This is a genomic window from Priestia sp. AB, from assembly GCF_028369225.1.
Classification (GTDB): Bacteria; Bacillota; Bacilli; order Bacillales; family Bacillaceae_H; genus Priestia; species Priestia megaterium.
The window spans coordinates 312,303-329,173 of record NZ_JAQMYN010000001.1 but is presented as its reverse complement, the minus strand read 5'-3'; the positions used below and the strand labels follow the sequence as shown (position 1 = coordinate 329,173).

At 37.6% G+C, this 16,871-nt stretch carries 22 protein-coding genes; 5 read left to right on the top strand and 17 right to left on the bottom strand.

What is annotated here, in order from left to right; all coding sequences use genetic code 11:
* Nucleotide 1 precedes the first annotated feature (1 nt).
* Nucleotides 2-1,018 (bottom strand): DNA polymerase III subunit delta, encoded by a 1,017-nt coding sequence (holA, locus tag POF52_RS01640; RefSeq protein WP_013059250.1) that lies wholly within the window; start codon nt 1,016-1,018, stop codon nt 2-4.
* 326 nt (nt 1,019-1,344) lie between these two features.
* On the opposite strand from holA, the gene POF52_RS01635 reads away from it, so the two are divergent.
* A complete protein-coding gene (locus tag POF52_RS01635) occupies nt 1,345-1,479 on the top strand; it encodes a YqzM family protein (protein WP_013059251.1) in 135 nt (44 codons plus the stop codon).
* A 57-nt stretch (nt 1,480-1,536) separates the two neighbouring features.
* On the opposite strand, the gene POF52_RS01630 is transcribed toward POF52_RS01635, so the two are convergent.
* From POF52_RS01630 to POF52_RS01620, 3 genes are all read right to left on the bottom strand, one after another.
* Nucleotides 1,537-3,828, bottom strand: a complete 2,292-nt coding sequence (locus tag POF52_RS01630; protein ID WP_271989370.1) for a DNA internalization-related competence protein ComEC/Rec2 — start codon at nt 3,826-3,828, stop codon at nt 1,537-1,539.
* Between the two features lie 68 nt (nt 3,829-3,896).
* Entirely contained in the window at nt 3,897-4,463 is a 567-nt protein-coding gene (locus POF52_RS01625) for a ComE operon protein 2 (protein WP_271989368.1), read from the bottom strand.
* A gap of 96 nt (nt 4,464-4,559) precedes the next feature.
* Nucleotides 4,560-5,195 (bottom strand): helix-hairpin-helix domain-containing protein, encoded by a 636-nt coding sequence (locus POF52_RS01620; RefSeq protein WP_412761885.1) that lies wholly within the window; start codon nt 5,193-5,195, stop codon nt 4,560-4,562.
* 96 nt (nt 5,196-5,291) lie between these two features.
* On the opposite strand from POF52_RS01620, the gene comER reads away from it, so the two are divergent.
* On the top strand, nt 5,292-6,122 hold the full coding sequence (gene comER / locus POF52_RS01615; RefSeq protein WP_271989365.1) for a late competence protein ComER: 831 nt from the start codon (nt 5,292-5,294) through the stop codon (nt 6,120-6,122).
* Between the two features lie 40 nt (nt 6,123-6,162).
* Here comER and POF52_RS01610 read toward each other — a convergent pair whose 3' ends face one another.
* Genes POF52_RS01610 through POF52_RS01575 form a run of 8 tightly spaced genes read right to left on the bottom strand, consistent with a single transcriptional unit; the run spans nt 6,163 to nt 11,255 of the window.
* A complete protein-coding gene (locus POF52_RS01610; RefSeq protein WP_271989363.1) occupies nt 6,163-6,921 on the bottom strand; it encodes a class I SAM-dependent DNA methyltransferase in 759 nt (252 codons plus the stop codon).
* Nucleotides 6,918-7,271, bottom strand: coding sequence for a ribosome silencing factor (gene rsfS, locus POF52_RS01605; protein ID WP_013085071.1), 354 nt, complete (start codon nt 7,269-7,271; stop codon nt 6,918-6,920). The genes POF52_RS01610 and rsfS overlap by 4 nt, the downstream gene beginning before the upstream one ends.
* Nucleotides 7,264-7,836, bottom strand: a complete 573-nt coding sequence (yqeK, locus tag POF52_RS01600; protein ID WP_271989360.1) for a bis(5'-nucleosyl)-tetraphosphatase (symmetrical) YqeK — start codon at nt 7,834-7,836, stop codon at nt 7,264-7,266. The genes rsfS and yqeK overlap by 8 nt, the downstream gene beginning before the upstream one ends.
* Complete coding sequence (locus POF52_RS01595) at nt 7,823-8,395, bottom strand: nicotinate-nucleotide adenylyltransferase (protein WP_013085073.1); 573 nt, start codon at nt 8,393-8,395, stop codon at nt 7,823-7,825. The genes yqeK and POF52_RS01595 overlap by 14 nt, the downstream gene beginning before the upstream one ends.
* A gap of 60 nt (nt 8,396-8,455) precedes the next feature.
* The gene (gene yhbY / locus POF52_RS01590) at nt 8,456-8,755 is read right to left on the bottom strand and encodes a ribosome assembly RNA-binding protein YhbY (RefSeq protein WP_013059260.1); all 300 of its coding nucleotides are present in this window, start codon (nt 8,753-8,755) and stop codon (nt 8,456-8,458) included.
* An 18-nt stretch (nt 8,756-8,773) separates the two neighbouring features.
* Nucleotides 8,774-9,613, bottom strand: a complete 840-nt coding sequence (gene aroE / locus POF52_RS01585) for a shikimate dehydrogenase (RefSeq protein WP_016765605.1) — start codon at nt 9,611-9,613, stop codon at nt 8,774-8,776.
* Nucleotides 9,614-9,632: 19 nt separating this feature from the next.
* A complete protein-coding gene (gene yqeH / locus POF52_RS01580) occupies nt 9,633-10,739 on the bottom strand; it encodes a ribosome biogenesis GTPase YqeH (protein WP_043976164.1) in 1,107 nt (368 codons plus the stop codon).
* A gap of 3 nt (nt 10,740-10,742) precedes the next feature.
* Nucleotides 10,743-11,255, bottom strand: coding sequence for a YqeG family HAD IIIA-type phosphatase (locus POF52_RS01575; protein WP_013059263.1), 513 nt, complete (start codon nt 11,253-11,255; stop codon nt 10,743-10,745).
* Between the two features lie 549 nt (nt 11,256-11,804).
* Between POF52_RS01575 and POF52_RS01570 the strand changes: the two genes are divergently transcribed.
* Nucleotides 11,805-11,945 carry a sporulation histidine kinase inhibitor Sda gene (locus POF52_RS01570; RefSeq protein ID WP_013059264.1) on the top strand — a complete coding sequence of 47 codons (141 nt, stop codon included), beginning with the start codon at nt 11,805-11,807 and terminating at the stop codon, nt 11,943-11,945.
* A gap of 73 nt (nt 11,946-12,018) precedes the next feature.
* Here POF52_RS01570 and POF52_RS01565 read toward each other — a convergent pair whose 3' ends face one another.
* The gene (locus tag POF52_RS01565; protein ID WP_176583499.1) at nt 12,019-12,801 is read right to left on the bottom strand and encodes a phosphatidylserine decarboxylase; all 783 of its coding nucleotides are present in this window, start codon (nt 12,799-12,801) and stop codon (nt 12,019-12,021) included.
* Between the two features lie 114 nt (nt 12,802-12,915).
* On the opposite strand from POF52_RS01565, the gene pssA reads away from it, so the two are divergent.
* The gene (gene pssA / locus POF52_RS01560) at nt 12,916-13,455 is read left to right on the top strand and encodes a CDP-diacylglycerol--serine O-phosphatidyltransferase (protein WP_013059266.1); all 540 of its coding nucleotides are present in this window, start codon (nt 12,916-12,918) and stop codon (nt 13,453-13,455) included.
* A 174-nt stretch (nt 13,456-13,629) separates the two neighbouring features.
* On the opposite strand, the gene POF52_RS01555 is transcribed toward pssA, so the two are convergent.
* Complete coding sequence (locus POF52_RS01555; RefSeq protein ID WP_176583500.1) at nt 13,630-13,779, bottom strand: hypothetical protein; 150 nt, start codon at nt 13,777-13,779, stop codon at nt 13,630-13,632.
* Nucleotides 13,780-13,995: 216 nt separating this feature from the next.
* Here POF52_RS01555 and sigK point away from each other — a divergent pair, with 216 nt between their 5' ends.
* Nucleotides 13,996-14,724: an RNA polymerase sporulation sigma factor SigK gene (gene sigK / locus POF52_RS01550; protein ID WP_013059268.1), complete on the top strand. Its 729-nt coding sequence runs from the start codon at nt 13,996-13,998 to the stop codon at nt 14,722-14,724.
* Between the two features lie 170 nt (nt 14,725-14,894).
* On the opposite strand, the gene POF52_RS01545 is transcribed toward sigK, so the two are convergent.
* The 3 genes from POF52_RS01545 to POF52_RS01535 all read right to left on the bottom strand — a co-directional run bounded on the left by POF52_RS01545 (nt 14,895) and on the right by POF52_RS01535 (nt 16,871).
* Nucleotides 14,895-15,035 (bottom strand): YrzI family small protein, encoded by a 141-nt coding sequence (locus tag POF52_RS01545; protein WP_013059269.1) that lies wholly within the window; start codon nt 15,033-15,035, stop codon nt 14,895-14,897.
* A 390-nt stretch (nt 15,036-15,425) separates the two neighbouring features.
* Nucleotides 15,426-15,656 carry a YrhC family protein gene (locus POF52_RS01540; RefSeq protein WP_013085078.1) on the bottom strand — a complete coding sequence of 77 codons (231 nt, stop codon included), beginning with the start codon at nt 15,654-15,656 and terminating at the stop codon, nt 15,426-15,428.
* 81 nt (nt 15,657-15,737) lie between these two features.
* Entirely contained in the window at nt 15,738-16,871 is a 1,134-nt protein-coding gene (locus POF52_RS01535) for a bifunctional cystathionine gamma-lyase/homocysteine desulfhydrase (RefSeq protein ID WP_016765606.1), read from the bottom strand.

The following is a 16,871-nucleotide window of genomic DNA, read 5'->3' as shown; positions in this document are numbered from 1 at the left end:
TTTATTGCGCTCTTTTTAATAAAAACAGCTGTAAAATAAGCGCTTTATCCATTTTTCCCGTCTTCATTTCATAATCTGCCTCTGCTAAATCCTTTAAAATTTCTTTAAGCTGCTGTTCCTCAAAACTTCTGCTCTGCTGCAAAGCAATTTTCACACGAAACGGATGAACCTTAATCGTTTGAGCAATTTGCTGCTGACCGTACCCTTGACTAGACAGCTGCTTCGTATGATAAATCAACCGAAACTGCGTCGCTAACAAAGATAAAATTTTAATAGGCTCTTCGTTATTACGCAGTAAATCCTGATACATATTTAAAGCAGTAGAAACCTTTCGCTGAATAACAGCGTCAATAAGCGTAAATACATTTTGTTCAAGCGTTTTTGCCACAAGCTTAAGCACAACTTCTTTTGTAATGACTCCGTCTTGTCCAACGTATAATACCATTTTTTCAATTTCATTTGTCACAAGCGTTACATTAAGACCCACAAGCTGAATAAGCAGCGTCACAGCATCTTCATCCATGTTCACTCCATCTTTTGAAAGTAAATTATGAATCCACTGCTTCATTTCTTTTTCACCAAATTCGTTCGCTTCAATGTAAGCTGCTTGTTTTTTTAATAATTTTGTTATTTTTTTTCTTTCATCCAGCTTTTCATAAGGGGCTAGTAGAATTAACGTTGAAAAAGACGGGGGCTGCTCCACATATTGCTGCAGTTTTGCCAGATCATGCTCAACTTTATCTTTCGATTTTTCAGCCGTTAAAAATGCTGCATTTTTCGCAACCACTACACGCTTGTCTCCTAAAAAAGGAAGCGTTTCAGCATCTTCTAGAACTTGATCAATCGATGTTTCTTCTAAATCGTATAGTGACAAGTTAAATTCTTTATCTTCTTCATTTAACGTATAGTCGACGATTTTATCTCTAATCTTTTTACTCATAAATGCATTGACCCCGTGTATTAAGTAAACGGGGGCTATATTATTTTTGGTAATACTTTTTAAGCTATCAACTGCCAACGTATATACGCTCCTCTTTTTTATTCATCTATATTGATTATGTATAGTTACTGATAAACAAAATACAATTTCTATCGTAAAGGTGTTATGAGTTTTTGGCAACAATACAAAAGGAATTGCCTTAAAACGACAATTCCTCAGTTTATGATAAACATTAACAATATAAGCCCTAGGTTACTTATTTGTTAATGATTAAACCCTTATCTCTATTTTCTCCTCATGCTCGTAAAGTATAGTTGTTAACTGTTGTCAGTTTGTGAAAACGCTTTTAAATTGTCTAGATTTTTAAAAAAAGTTAGATTATACTGTAAACAGGAGGGGTGTTAATGAACCAATTTGAAGAAAGTGTCCAAAGTAAACGCAACGACGCTGTCGATTCTGCCGTAGGATTTGGTGTTTCATTTGGCTTTTTCACTGCCTTATTTGTTATTGCAACTGTGATTCACTACTTGGGTTCGTAAAATTGCTTCAAGGCTGCTTCTTAGCAGTCTTTTTCAGTTCGTTTTTCTTACTATAGATTATGGAAGTTGCTGCGAAAACGTTCCTGACTTTTTTGTAAATTCATACATTACCCCACCATCTTCATCCGTTCGATAAATATACACTCCGTAGCTTTTCAGAAGCTCTAATATTTCTTGATGAGGATGACCATAACGATTTTTTTGCCCCGCTGAAACAAGCGCTACTTTAGGATTTAAATGTTGAACAAACTCTTCTGAAGTTGAAGTTTTACTGCCATGATGCCCAACTTTTAATACATTTGCTTTAAGGTTTGGAAAGTCTTTCAATATTCTTTGTTCTCCTTCCTTTTCTAAATCTCCCGTGAATAGCCATCTTAAATTTCCTAACTTAGCGTCTATTACAATTGAGCCGTTGTTGCTCGTTTCTTCGAAACCTGTCGGAGAAATAATCTGAAATAACACACCTCCTTCTTGCCAGCTATCTCCTTGTTGAACAATTTGAACAGGCACGCTTTGTTTTTGAGCAGCGATCACCAAGCCAGTCTCTACATCATTTAATTCAGCTTTTTTCCCAAGCACCAGCTCTCCGACAGCCACTTGTGAAAATAAATGCTGTGCCGCCCCTGCGTGATCATAATCGCCGTGTGTAATAATCATTTTATCTACCCTTGTTATTCCTTTTGAATGCAAAAAGGGAACAAGTACATCTTCTCCCACGTCAAAAGAAGAACGACGTTTTTGCCATGGTTCTTTTGGAAATGAAACGGTTCCTCCGGTATCGATCATATACACACCTTTTCGATAAGGAAGCTCAATGATAAAGCAGTCTCCTTGTCCTACATCGACCATTGTGACCGTTCCTTTTGAATTCAAATAAGGATACATACATTGTGCGGCTAACAATGCCACGAGAAGAAACATATAGCGAACGAAAAATTCTCCTTCTTCGAGCGCCACAAATAAAGCATAAATGCATAAGTACATGCCCAAAAACAGCACAATGTGGGGTTTTCCCGTTACAAAATCAGCGGGAATCCACTCAAAAGAGCCAAGCAATTTTTCACAAAAAAGTAAAAGAACATGAAGAATCTGCTCCAGCAGTTCACTCACTCCCGGCAAGAGGATACGAACAAAAAGAATGAGCAAACAAAGAGGTAATATAACAAGAGAAAACAGCGGTACAAAAACCATATTTAATGGCAAACTGAGGAGAGATACTCCATAAAAATAATACAACAATAAAGGAAGTGAACTGACTTGTGCAATCGCTGAAACAACCATGAGCTGGCTGAAAGAAGAATGAAAACGAGGTAAAATCGTCTGACTCGATAAAATCAATGCAAAACTAACGGCAAAAGAAAGCTGAAATCCTACATCAAATAAATAGTACGGCTTAAAAAGCAGCATGGCTATAAAAGCAAGGCTGATGCTATCAACCAAAAGAATTTTTCTTTGTATTTTTATCGATATAAGCATCAGCATACTCATAAAAACAGCTCGGACAACTGAAGCGCTGCCACCGGCCAAAACCATGTATACAGGAAGAAGCAAAAGTAAAAGCGTAATGGCTCGCTCGCGCGTTATTCCAATCCGAATGAGCAAATAAAAACACATCGCTGTCAGCAGTCCAACATGAAGACCTGATATGGCAAGCAAGTGTATTAAACCAAATTGCTGATAGCGCTTGATACTCTCTTCTTCGATGCCGGTGCGCTCGCCGTAAATTAGTGCCTGCATAAACCCAGCGCCTGGATCCGACATATTTTGTTGAATATAATTAATTCCTTTTTGACGAATAAAGGTAAGGTACGTAAGTGGAGTTAGAGTGGGGAGCTGGCATTTTACCAAATCAAGTCTCTTGACGTTAAGCTGCCAATGAATAGACTGATGGTACAAATATTGCTGATAATCAAATGCATGAAGGTTGCGAGCAGGTGAAGGAGAAGTTAATTGCCCCGCTAGTTGACAAACTTGATGAATCGTTAGCTTTTCGAGCTGCTGTTTCTCTTCCAACGTTTTTAGTTTATAAAAAGCCATGACCTCTTCATTTTGAACCGTAAACTTAAAAGTAAGCTTGTCGCCGTCACTATGCGGCACAGATGAAATTTCGCCTGTAAAAGAAGAAGATTCAGTTAAAAGAACCGTTTTGTTATGCTTATTTGTCTCAGCTAATAGGTAGACGCACAAAACACTCAACAGCGCAGAAGTAATAACCACTTTCCTCGGACATTGTAGCCATTGAAAAATGAAAAGCACGATTAGCAAAAACAGGCTTACAGCGGAATGATTATCATATACATATAAAGCTATCATCATGCTAAAAGCACAGTAAATATAATATCCTTTCACTTTTAGCTCCTTTCTTCTTAAAAGAAAGAGGCTTCTTACTGTTACCAAGTAAAAAACCTCTTTTACCTTTAATTTGCCGCAAACAAAGCGAGAGCTTCACGCTGTAAATTCATCACTTCTGCTTCGTCCGCTCCGCTTTTTTCTAAACGAGCGAGAACATCCGTCACAAATTGAAGCTTCTCTTTACTTTTTAAGTCAATGATTGCGTCATCAAGTTCAACTTTTGCTGTTTTCACTCCCGCCTGTTGAAATAACTCAACAGCATACGGATGATTTTTGTAATCATTAGCGTAATATACTGTTTTAATTCCCGCTTGAATAAGGGCTTTACAGCAGTTTAAACACGGAAAATGCGTGACGTATACTTCCGCATCTTCTGTTTTCACACCAAACTTAGCACACTGCAAGAGTGCATTCACTTCTGCATGGACAGTTCTTACACAGTGTCCACCAATCACATAACAGCCTTCGTCAGCACAATGCACGCCTCCGCTGATCGAGCCGTTGTATCCTCCAGCTATAATACGTTTATCACGCACCACTGTAGCCCCAACAGCCAGACGTTCACAAGTGCTTCTTAAGGCTAGCAAATGGCTTTGTGCCATAAAATATTGATCCCATGAAATCCGGTTCATCTCATTCCCTACCTTTTTATTTAAAACTCAATAATTATAATTATACTTGTCTCTTTCATAGTGTAGCGTTTCTTTTCCTTTTTCGTCAATAAGTCTCTACTGTACCGTAATTTGAGCTTTGATTTTTTCTAGCGACTTCTCGCCAATACCTGATACTTGGCCCAAATCCTCTACTGTTTGAAACAAGCCATTTTCCTCTCGATATGAAACGATGGCACTCGCTTTTGAAGGTCCAATTCCATTTAGCGTTTGCAGTTCATCAGTATTCGCTGTATTGATATTAACCAGGGGCTGATCATTTGAAGTTCCTGAGGAAGAGATTGAAGAAACTGGAGATGAAGGCGGGATTTCTTCTCCAGCAGCTGGAATGTAAACAGCCATTTCATCTTGTAGCTTGCTAGCTAAATTGAGCTGTCTTAAGTCCGCCTCTTTCGTAGCGCCTCCGGCTTGTGCTAGAGCATCTTTTACCCTTGCGTCTTTCGGAAGCTGGTATACACCAGGCTTCTGAACAGCTCCTTTAATATCCACCATAACAAACGGGGAATCTTGGCTCGAAATTACTTGATCAGACGACTCTCCTTCTTTTTTTGCAGCAGAAGATTCTGCCTTTATCATATCTGAGGTTTGAAGAGAACTTTCCGATTTCTCTCCGCCTGTGCGATAGATATAAAAAGCCAACCCAACTGCTAAACAAATACAGCCAATTAGCCATTGTTTTTTTGAAAAAGTCAAATTGTACACTCCTTTGAATTTTGAAGTAACGTCATAAATTCCATTACGTCTTCATAGTGTTTAGAAGAAAAGGCTTTTGAAGGAGGGAATGAATCAGTGAACATAGGGTTTATCGGAACAGGAAACATGGGGAAAATATTAATTGATGCGTTTATTGAATCAAAAGCCGTACGTCCTTCTAAAATTACTATTATGAATCGCACAAAAAAAAGAGCCAAAGAGATTCAACAGCAGCATAAAAAAATTAATGTTGCTGATACAGCTGAAGAAGTTGTTCACGCATCCAAAGTCATTTTTATTTGTGTTAAGCCATTGGATATTCACCCCCTTTTAATAAAATTAGAACCACTGCTGACGAAAGATCATTGCATTGTATCCATTACCAGTCCAATTAGCGTAGAACAAATCGAACGCCTCATTCCGAGTCAAGCAGCTAGAATTATCCCTAGCATTACGAATCGGGCATTAGCAGGTGTTTCTCTTTTCACGTTTGGAGAAAGATGTACGCCTTTTTACCAAAATTATTTATATGAATTATTTTCATCTATGTCAAAGCCTGTGGCTATTGATCAAACGATTACGCGTGTATCATCCGATATCGTAAGCTGCGGTCCTGCATTCTTCAGCTTTTTGCTTCAACGCTTTATTGATGCAGCAGTTCAAGAAACAAATATTTCTGAAGAAGAAGCTACCGTCATGGCCAGTGATATGATTATTGGAATGGGAAAACTGTTGGAAAAAGAAATATTTACGCTTCCTACCTTGCAGGATAAAGTATGCGTAAAAGGCGGTGTAACCGGAGAAGGTATTAAAGTTTTAGAAGCTGAACTCGGAGAGATGTTTGTGCACGTATTTCAAAAGACACATGAAAAATTTGACGAAGACATTGAGCTTGTTCACAATCAGTTTGATAGTCTTATTCCATAATTTCTGTAAAAATCCTGCTTTGAAACAAAAAAAGAAGCCTCTACTCGGCTTCTTTTTTTTGCGCAGAGAAAAAGATGCGCTCACTGTTTGAAGTAGGCTCACTCATTTTGAAATCTGCACTTACTTCTATATTTATAAAACCAGCTTCGCTCAGCCATGATTGATAATCGTCAATCGACCAAGTGCGCTGAGTATGCACCTCATCAAAGCGATGATATGCATCCATTTCTTCATCATAAGCAAAAAACGTAATATCATGCTCTACGCGCGTGTCTGTATCGTCATAGGTGCAGTTCCAAATATATGACACGTCTTCATCTACGTAAGAAAAAGATTGATTTCCAAATACGTCTTTCATCTTGTGCACTGAATGAACATCAAATATAAAGAGCCCACCTGGTTTTAAGTGCTTATATACACGTTGAATGGTTTCTTGAACTTCTTTATCACTTTGCAAATAGTTCAAAGAATCACAAAAGATTACTACACAGTCGAACTCTTTCAATAACTCAAGTTCCGCCATGTTTTGCTGAAAAAGAGATAGCGTTAACCCTGCTTCTGCCGCCTTTTCCTGGGCTACCATAAGCATATCATCAGACAAATCAACGCCTACTACGGAGAAACCTTCTTGTGCAAATCGAACGGAGAGTTCTCCCGTGCCGCAGGCAAGGTCTAATATACTGTCAGGCTTTTTTTTCGTTTTTGCCACCTGCTGATTAAAAAATTCAGCCCAATCGTCATACGGAACGTCTGCCATTAGCTGATCATATACGTAGGCAAATTCTCCGTACCTGCTCATAGCTGTAGCTCTTCTGAACTTACAAATGGTGCATCTCCCCATAAGCGTTCTAAGTTATAATATCCGCGCTCATCTTTATGGAAAATGTGAACCACAACATCTCCAAGATCAACAAGAACCCACTTAGCCTGCTCAAATCCTTCTAAACGCTTCACAGAAATGCCTTGTTCGTGTGCTTTTTCTTTAATTTCACGAGCGATTGCCTGCACTTGTTTATCTGAGTTACCGTGACAAATAACAAAATAATCTGCCACAAGTGAGATTCCTTCCATATTTAACGCTACGATATCGATTGCTTTTTTATCGTCTGCTGCTTCTACAACAAGAGATAGCAATTCACGTTCAGTCATGTGTTTGACCTCCTAAGATTAAATCATTATATGTCATCATCGTATCGGGATAAACGGCCTGATGTTTAGTCATTAAAAAAGAAATGGTGTTTTTCAGTGATTGAATAAGTGCTGCATTTAAGTCCGTTTTAGCTAACTCCCGCACTTCATCAACACCTGGAAATCTTCTTCCGGGTTCAATGTAATCAGCAACGTACACAATTTTTTCAAGTAACGTCATGCCAGGTCTTCCGGATGTATGGTAAGCAATCCCATCCAATACTTCCTTATCCGTAATCCCTACTTCATTTCTCACTAAAAACGCGCCTACTGGAGCATGCCATAATTCGGTATTGTATTCCAATAAAGAAGGGCTCATGTTTTGATCAATAATAATTTGCTTCATCTCTTCCTTTGGACGAAACTTGGCGTAGTCATGAAAAATAGCAGCCAGTTCTGCTTTTTTTTCGTCTGCTTCAAAACGCTTAGCTAATTCAATTGCTGTTTCCATTACCCCGACAGTATGAATATAACGGCGTTCTGTTAACTGTTTCTTTACGATTTCTAATGCCTCAGTTCGATTCATATAATTGATTCTCCTCGATATATTGTTTAACACCAGCAGGTATAAAATAACGAATGGTTTCTTTCTTTACTACTCGTTCACGAATAAAGGAAGAGGAGACATCAAACTGCGGAACTTCTACTTCTTTTATCGGGTAAGGGGACGTAATGGTATACCCCGGGCGTTTTACACCTACAAATGTAACCAAATTGACTAATTCATCAATTTCATACCACTTCGGCAAATATTCTACCATATCAGCACCAACGATGAAATGAAACTGATACGTTGGATATTTCTCTGTTAGTATTCTCATCGTATCGTATGTATATGAAGGCTCTTTGCGCTCAAATTCGATCGGCTGCAGGGTAAATTGATCATGTTCTTCAATAGCTAGCTTTAGCATGTGTAAACGATGATATGGCTCAATAGGCTCTTTGATTGTTTTATGAGGTGGAATATACGACGGCATGAACCATATCTCATCTAATTTCAAGGCATGCAAAACCTCATTTGCCATCATTAAATGCCCCAAATGAGGCGGGTTGAATGTTCCACCTAAAATTCCAATACTCTTCAACAATCCCCGACTCCTTTAATTTACTTCATTTTTAAATAGAGCGGGTTTCCCCGCTCTATTTCATTTCACTTTTGGAAGCATTAACTGCTTATTTTCGCGTGATTCTTTATATAATACAATTGTATTTCCAATCACTTGTACAAGCTCTGCTTTTGTTCCTTTTGTTAATCGAGCAGCAACCGTATCACGATCTTCGTCACAGTTTTGCAGAATGCTTACTTTTAATAATTCTCTTGCTTCTAATGCATCAGCAATTTGACCAATCATATTTTCGTTGACTCCACCTTTTCCTACTTGGAAAATTGGATTTAAATGATGTGCTTTTGAACGTAAAAAACGTTTTTGTTTACCTGTTAACATAAAAACCTCCGTTGTATCTTATCTCTTAGTTAGTGTTGAAAGAACAATGTGTTCCATTGCCTCTTCGTCAGGACGGACGTTCGTCCACTTTTCAAATGCAAGTGCACCTTGCAGTACAAACATACCGACACCGTTATGAGTGCCTGCCCCTTTTGCTTCAGCCTCTTTTAAAAGCTTTGTTTTTAAAGGGTTGTAAATAATATCGCTGACTACGGCTTCTTTTTGCAATAAAGTAAGTGCTAATGGCAGCTCATCCACGTTAGGATACATTCCCACTGAAGTGGTATTAATAATAATATCGAATGTATCTAATTGTTTTTCTGCATCAGAAATAGACATCGCCGCCGTTTTCGTCGAAAAAGGCAGCTCGTTAGCTAATACAGCTGCTTTTTCGACGGTACGATTGCATATCGCAATTACCTCGGGAGCATGCTGAGCTGCAATTGTATAAAAAATAGCTTTTGCGGCTCCTCCAGCTCCAATAATTAAAATTCTTTTTTGGGATAAGCTTCCTTCTACTGCTTTGAGTAAAGACGTCACATACCCCTCTCCGTCGGTATTGTATCCAATATAACGGCCATCTTGATTAACAACTGTATTTACAGCGCCAATTGCCTTTGCTAATGGATCGACTTCATCCAAATGCTTCATAATATCAACTTTATAAGGAATCGTGACATTAAATCCTTGAATGTTTTTATCTTTTAGCTCTCCAATGGCTGACTCAAAATGAACAGGTTCAATTGGAAAAGCTTCATAATGAGCATCCATATTCAGACGTTTAAAGGCATCATTTTGCATCAATGGCGATAGTGAATGCCCAAGCGGATAACCAACTAGCCCATATAATGTACTCAAGATTTTTTCCCCTTTTTGTTTAAATTAAAGAATCGCGCACAAATACGCCGACTCCTTTTGGTGCATGCGCCACAACTTTTGAACCTGACTCATTAACCGTCACCCAGCCCAGCCCTGAAAAAACAATATCCGTTTTTTCATTTTTTATTGTAAATTCATGTGCAACCAGTTCAGGAAACTCATCCATTTGCTCTGGGCGTGGCGGCTGAAGCAGTTCACCTGCTTGCTTTTCATACAACTCATCTGCTTTTTCAAGCTTCGTACGATGGATATGCAAATCGTTTGATACATAACATGTTAATGACTTGCGGCCCCCCTGTACATAATCTAAGCGCGCCAGTCCTCCAAAGTATAACGTTTGCCCTTCATTTAGCTGATAAACCTTCGGCTTTATTTCTTTTTTAGGAGAAATCAGCTTTAAGTCTCGTTTATCTACATAGTGAGCCATCTGATGGTGATTAATAATACCAGGCGTATCATATAAAGACGCGCCGTTATCAAGCGGGATATCAATCATATCCAGCGTTGTGCCCGGATATTGAGATGTAGTAATAATATCTTTTTCTCCCGTTACTTCTTTAATAATGGCATTAATAAATGTTGATTTACCAACGTTTGTACATCCCACAACATATACATCTTTACCTTCGCGATAATGTTCAATGGCTTCGGCAATTTCTCGAATTCCTTGTCCTTTTTGCGCGCTCATGAGGAACACATCCACTGATTTTAGCCCAAGCTCTTTCGCTTCTCGCTTCATCCAATGAATTAGTTTATTTTTCTTTATAGACTTTGGCAGTAAATCTGCCTTATTTCCCACTAAAAGAACCTTGTTATTTCCAACAAATCGATGCAAACCAGGTAACCAGCTGCCGTTAAAGTCAAAGATATCTACAACTTTTACAACTAAACCATCCGTTTGACCAATTCCATTTAAGATTTTTAAAAAATCATCGTCTGTTAAGGAAACATCTTGTACTTCATTATAATGCTTCAAGCGAAAGCATCGCTGGCAAATAATAGCTTCTTTTTCTAGTGCTGATTTTGGAGCATAACCAAGTTCATTTGGTCGTTCTGTTTGAATCTCCACTCCGCATCCTACGCACTGTAATTTTTCTTCACTCACGTTTTAATCCTCCCAGTTAATCATACCTTTTCGTTTCATCCAACCTAGAATTCTTCGTTCCATTTTACGGTTAAATTTCGTTACAAATCCATCTGTTTGTGCAACTGGTACAACCAAAACCGTATATACGCCGAGACGATTTCCTCCTAATACATCCGTTAAAAGCTGGTCACCAATAACTACAACCTCATCTTTTTGCAGCTCCATATCACGAAGAGCTCTTCTAAATGCTTTACGCATCGGTTTGCGTGCTTTATATACAAATGGAAGTCCAACTGGATCTGAAAACAGCTTGACTCGTTTCTCCACATTATTCGATACAATCGTAATTTTAATTCCACTATCTTTCATTAACTGAAACCACTCAATTAATTCCGGAGTGGCATCAGGGCGATCCCATTCCACCAACGTGTTATCTAAGTCGGTAATAATTCCTTTTATTCCGCGCTCTTTCAAATCGTCTGGCTTAATTTGAAACACGTTTTTCACATGTTCATTTGGTAAAAAAAGTTTCAACACGTATCATGCACCTCGAATATATAGTTACATACTAAAATTAACGCCGTCTATCATTATAACGACTTCTTGTTATTTTCCAACCTAAAATTTTATTCTCTTCAAAAACAGGTCTTTTCTTAGTATAAAGGATATGCCTTGTGAATGCTTTAACTTTATACAGAAAGTTATTGACAAAAGGTAGCAAACCTCTATTTGTTCGTAGGCTTACGATATATTCACTCTCTGCAAACTTAAAATAAAAAATAGTGTAGAAAACGTTTATTACTTATCAAATAGGGTAAGTGGTAAACAAATTCTGTTAAAAGTTTTCGACAAAAAATGATAAGCCTAATTATGTGGATAAGTTTATACACATTATCCTCTGTTATAGTTCAGCAATTAATGGTAATTATAAACAACATACCCACATTTTATCCACCGAAAGCTGTGGATAACAGAACGATTGTTCCTTTATTTGATTCATGTTAGATTATAAATAAGGAATTTATTAGCATTTAAATATAACTTTTTAGGATATTTATTTTAGTAGGAGGTGGCGGCAATCTTATGAGAAAATTATCAGATGAGCTGCTTATTGAATCATACAGCAAAGCAACCGAACTGCAATTAAGCCCTGATTTTATAAAATTAATTGAAGAGGAAATTGAAAGAAGATCATTAAAGATTAGCATACAAATTCCTTCTTAACGAATAAAAGAGCCTTCTTAATAAAAGAAAGCTGCATCTTCATTTATCTATCTACTCTTTTATTATATAGGCTCTATTTTTTCAAATGAGCAATTGGTTCTCCATACTTTACATAAGAACCTGAGTGAACGTTAGAATCAAAAGTGATTGAGTTCTTCTCAAATAATAAAATGACAGTCGAACCAAACGTGAAGTAAGCCATTTCTTCCCCTTTTTCGACTACTTCTTTTTTAGAAACCGCTTCAATGCTGTTGATAAACATGGCTCCTACTTTTACCATCAGCATGTGACCATTTTCAAATGTTAACTCCGTGAGCTTCCGGAAATTTTTCACCAGCGGTTCTTTCCCATACTTGATTCCTAATGAATTTACTGGATAAGACTTTTGCCCAACGGTCCACGTATTCCCCACTTGGGCTTTAAGAGGACTGTGAATGCGATGATAGTCTTTCGGACTAAGATAGAGAATAATAAACTGTCCCTCTATATATTTTTCAAGAATGAGATCATTTGAAACCATTTCCTGTATAGAATAAGGTTTGTTTTTTACAATCATTTCTTTTTGAGGCGTAATGACTCCATATGCTTCTATCTTTGCATCTACAGGACTGACAACGCTGTCTTTCTGCTGATCGACCGGACGGGCAGAAGGATTCAAACGGCGAATAAATAGCTCGTGTAAGGTTTGATAGTGATGCAGAGGCTTGTCCATTTCTTCTTCATTTACTTTAAAAACTTTTGTATAGGAGGGTATAACAAACCGACTCCATTTAGAGAAAGTGAATTTTCGAATGAGCTTCGATGATCCTTGATGATTCGTAAGCTCAATAAACGTTCGATACAGGTGCTGCAACAATAATTTTACCTCCACATACTGAATAGTTCTTTACTAGAATAAGGTTTGCGTCTACAATGAAATTACCATTATTTTTACCTTTAGTTCATTCCATCCTTTAAAGGAGTGAGGAAATTGTTTTTATTAGACTATCTAGATCATACAATTAAAAAGCTGAGATCCCAAGCGGCAAACTCCTTAACGATTGTTAATTTAAGTTTAGGAAGCTTTGCTATTTTATTTGTCATGAAAAATGAATTGAACTTAAGTTTATTACTAATTTTTTTAGCAGCGTTAGCAGACCGATTCGACGGCATGGTAGCCAGAAAGCTGCAAATTGAATCTGAACTTGGAAAACAACTGGACTCCATGTGCGATATTATATCATTTGGCATCGCTCCAGCTCTACTACTTTATCAAAGTATTTTGTCTCACTTTGGTGCTGCAGGTTCAATTGTTACCATCTGTTACATTGCTTGCGGAGCACTTCGTCTTGCCCGCTTTAACATCACAGAAAATACTGGGTATTTTACAGGGCTCCCTATTACCGCAGCAGGTTGTTTATTAACTCTTAGCTACTTGGGCGTCCCTTATTTGCCTTCACACTTTTATATGTTTTTAATTATCGTACTCGCTTGCTTGATGATTAGTACTTTCAAGCTAAAAAAAGTGTAGAGCTCCATTTACTTTTGCAGAGGAATATTATCGTCTTGCTTCTTTTCTTAATTATAGAATAAATCATCTTCTTTAAGAAACAAAGCGAAAATGCCTTAAGAATTCTTAAAAATGAATGGTTCTATTCGGTAGGATATGTCATCTAAAAAAACTCATGCGCATGCATGAGTTTTTTTAATACCAGCAGCTAAAAAACCAATAGAAGCTTCCGAAAATTAATAACAGGACAAACAGAACAATCAACAATCCAAGTCCCCAGCCGAAGCCTCCTCCACATAGGTAAGCTGGATAATTAGGATAACAGCAGCCTCCGTAACCGTACATACTTTCCCTCCTTACACTATGAACTACTACTAGCGTATGTACATACCTTTTCCCTGTATAGGCTGGTAACTATCTATAAAGAAAAATCTGTGGACTTTTTCAAACTCTCTTGTCCCCGGGGGGAATTTTAAACGTACAGGCAAAGACATCCTTCTTTTTACATATAGTGTAATGTTAGTCTCTCACAAGTTGATATCCCCTTATGGAGGTGAAGAGATGTCTGCATTATTTACCGCACTAGGCTATTTCTTTAAAGAATTGGTTTTCCTTGTTTCCTACGTAAAAAACAATGCCTTTCCTCAACCCTTGTCTGCTGCTGAAGAAAAGAGATATTTATCTTTAATGGAACAAGGAGATCAAGAAGCGCGAAACCTTCTTATCGAACACAATCTCCGGCTCGTTGCGCATATTGTTAAAAAGTTTGAAAACACGGGAGAGGATGCGGAAGATTTAATTTCAATTGGGACAATCGGTTTAATTAAAGCAATCGAAAGTTATTCACAGGGAAAAGGAACAAAATTAGCTACTTATGCCGCACGATGTATTGAAAATGAAATATTGATGCACTTGCGAGCGCTCAAAAAAACAAAAAAAGATGTGTCTCTGCATGATCCAATTGGCCAGGATAAAGAAGGAAATGAAATCAGCTTGATTGATGTATTAAAATCAGAATCAGACGATGTAATTGATATGATTCAACTAAATATGGAATTAGAAAAAATAAAAGAATACATCGATATTCTCGATGATCGGGAAAAGGAAGTAATTGTTGGTCGCTTCGGTTTGGATCTGCAGGATGAAAAAACCCAGCGAGAAATTGCAAAAGAATTAAATATTTCAAGAAGTTATGTTTCGCGAATTGAAAAGCGAGCGCTCATGAAAATGTTTCACGAATTTTACAGAGCCGAAAAAGAGAAAAAAAAGAGCGGAAAGAAGGAGAATTAATCCTTCTTTCCGCTCTTTTTTTAAAATAATTTCCAAATAATAATCCGTAGCAAACACATCATTACTCCCCCTACTAATCATTTAGGTGGAATCTTTCTCCACAAGCAGCCATACAACGATATATCCTTTTTGATTAATCATCATTCATCCACTCCTTTCCACTGTTCAAATTAGAAATGACGGTAAAACTCATACTTGCGGTCTTTTATTTCTTCTTCTAATTGTCTTACATACTGTTCATGCTTAATTTCTGCCTCAGAGTATTGACGAGACTTTATGGTAATAGTTAAAAAGAAAATGTTCAGTGTCATTACAATCACCTCCTTATACACAAAAAAGCCACAGTAATGCATAAGCATCCTGTGGCTGAAAAATGATAAAAACCACAGGGCTACTATTCGCACCTGTGGTGAATTAACGTGTTTTAATGATCAAAGTAAGAAAGTTACTTGATACAGGAACACGGCCGAATAGTATACGTATATAGACGATTTTTGAACATAGTTGAAACTGGATGACCCATAACTGATAAACGTCTTAACATATGACTCGACCTCCTTTTAATAAAGTATTTTCCTTACAATGGTAATTATATCCACGGACTCATAAAAAGTAAACTGTTTTTTTGAAAAATAGGGAATTTTTTTATTTTTTCAACCCTCATAAAAAAAAGACGATGTATGATCGCCTTTTTATATCTATTATTCTTTTTCTTTCATTAGTTCTTTTTTCAGTTTTTTAGTTTGATAACTAAAATAAAAGGCAAGGGCGGCAAAAAGAATAACGATGGCTTCCATTATTCCAAGCTGCATATCACTTTTTTCACCTTGGCCAATCATAACACCAATGTACAAGAATGTACTTACGGCTAGAAGGACGTAAATAAAGCGGCTGTAATCTTCAATTTTTGCTTTGATGCGTTGAGCTTTCATACAATCACCTTCTCAGTAGAATGTTATAACTCTACTCTATCATAGATCTATAGGTCTATAAAAATCCTATTTTTACCAACCTTATTTCAATGCCTCTTCTAAGTCTTCAATTAAGTCTTCTACATCTTCAAGGCCTACAGAAATACGAATTAATCCATCTGTAATTCCTAGCTCTTTACGTCGGTCGCTCGGTATAGAAGCATGAGTCATTTTAGAAGGAATGGAAATAAGGCTTTCAATGGCTCCTAAACTTTCTGCTAATGTAAAATACTTCACTTTGCTCAGTACTTGTTCCGCTTTCTCTTCGCTTCCCACATCAAAAGAAACCATTCCCCCAAAACCTCTTGCTTGCTTTTTAGCAATGAGGTGGTTTGGGTGGGTGTTTAATCCTGGATAATATACTTTTGTAACAGCAGGATGAGCAAGTAAAAATTCTACTATTTTCCCAGTGTTGAATTCATGTTCTTCCATTCGTATTCCTAATGTTTTAATCCCTCTCATCAAAAGCCAAGAATCTTGGGGTCCTAAAATGCCTCCAGTCGCATTTTGAATAAAATGGAGGTCTTCTGCCAATTTAGGCGAATTCACAACGGCTAGCCCTGCTACAACGTCACTGTGGCCGCCTAGATACTTAGTTGCACTGTGCAGAACGATATCCGCACCTTTTTCGATAGGGTTTTGCCAATACGGGGTACTGAATGTGTTATCAACGATGGTAAGTAAATGATGCTGTTTAGCTACTGAAGAAGCCTGCTGCAAGTCAGTAATTTTTAGGAGAGGATTCGTGGGAGTCTCGATATAAATAGCTTTTGTGTTGGGGCGAATTTCTTTCTTAATATTTTCGATGTCGCTTGTATCAATAAAAGTAGCTTCAATGCCAATACGGCTCAGCACTTTTGTAATCACTCGGTACGTTCCTCCGTATACGTCATCTGTAATTAGCACATGATCTCCGCTGTTAAACAGCATGAATACAGCAGTAGTAGCTGCCATACCAGATCCAAACGCAAACCCAGCATATCCTCCTTCAATTTCTTTGATAAGTTCTTCTAAGGCGTGTCGTGTAGGGTTACCGGTTCTCGAATATTCGTATCCCGTATGTTTTCCAGCTCCCTCTTGTTTATAAGTGCTCACTTGATAAATAGGAACAGAGACAGCACCCGTCTGTTCATCGCCAACAATTCCACCATGAATTAATTGTGTTTTACGTTTCAT

Coding starts and splice junctions, on each gene's coding strand:
- POF52_RS01535 (WP_016765606.1), bottom strand. CDS start 16,871: ATGAAACGTAAAACACAATTAATTCATGGTGGAATTGTTGGCGATGAA.
- yqeK (WP_271989360.1), bottom strand. CDS start 7,836: ATGAATCGAACTGAGGCATTAGAAATCGTAAAGAAACAGTTAACAGAA.
- rsfS (WP_013085071.1), bottom strand. CDS start 7,271: ATGACTGAACGTGAATTGCTATCTCTTGTTGTAGAAGCAGCAGACGAT.
- POF52_RS01570 (WP_013059264.1), top strand. CDS start 11,805: ATGAGAAAATTATCAGATGAGCTGCTTATTGAATCATACAGCAAAGCA.
- POF52_RS01635 (WP_013059251.1), top strand. CDS start 1,345: ATGAACCAATTTGAAGAAAGTGTCCAAAGTAAACGCAACGACGCTGTC.
- POF52_RS01625 (WP_271989368.1), bottom strand. CDS start 4,463: ATGAACCGGATTTCATGGGATCAATATTTTATGGCACAAAGCCATTTG.
- POF52_RS01610 (WP_271989363.1), bottom strand. CDS start 6,921: ATGAGCAGGTACGGAGAATTTGCCTACGTATATGATCAGCTAATGGCA.
- yhbY (WP_013059260.1), bottom strand. CDS start 8,755: ATGTTAACAGGTAAACAAAAACGTTTTTTACGTTCAAAAGCACATCAT.
- POF52_RS01540 (WP_013085078.1), bottom strand. CDS start 15,656: ATGAAAGCTCAACGCATCAAAGCAAAAATTGAAGATTACAGCCGCTTT.
- POF52_RS01545 (WP_013059269.1), bottom strand. CDS start 15,035: ATGACACTGAACATTTTCTTTTTAACTATTACCATAAAGTCTCGTCAA.
- sigK (WP_013059268.1), top strand. CDS start 13,996: ATGTCTGCATTATTTACCGCACTAGGCTATTTCTTTAAAGAATTGGTT.
- POF52_RS01555 (WP_176583500.1), bottom strand. CDS start 13,779: ATGTACGGTTACGGAGGCTGCTGTTATCCTAATTATCCAGCTTACCTA.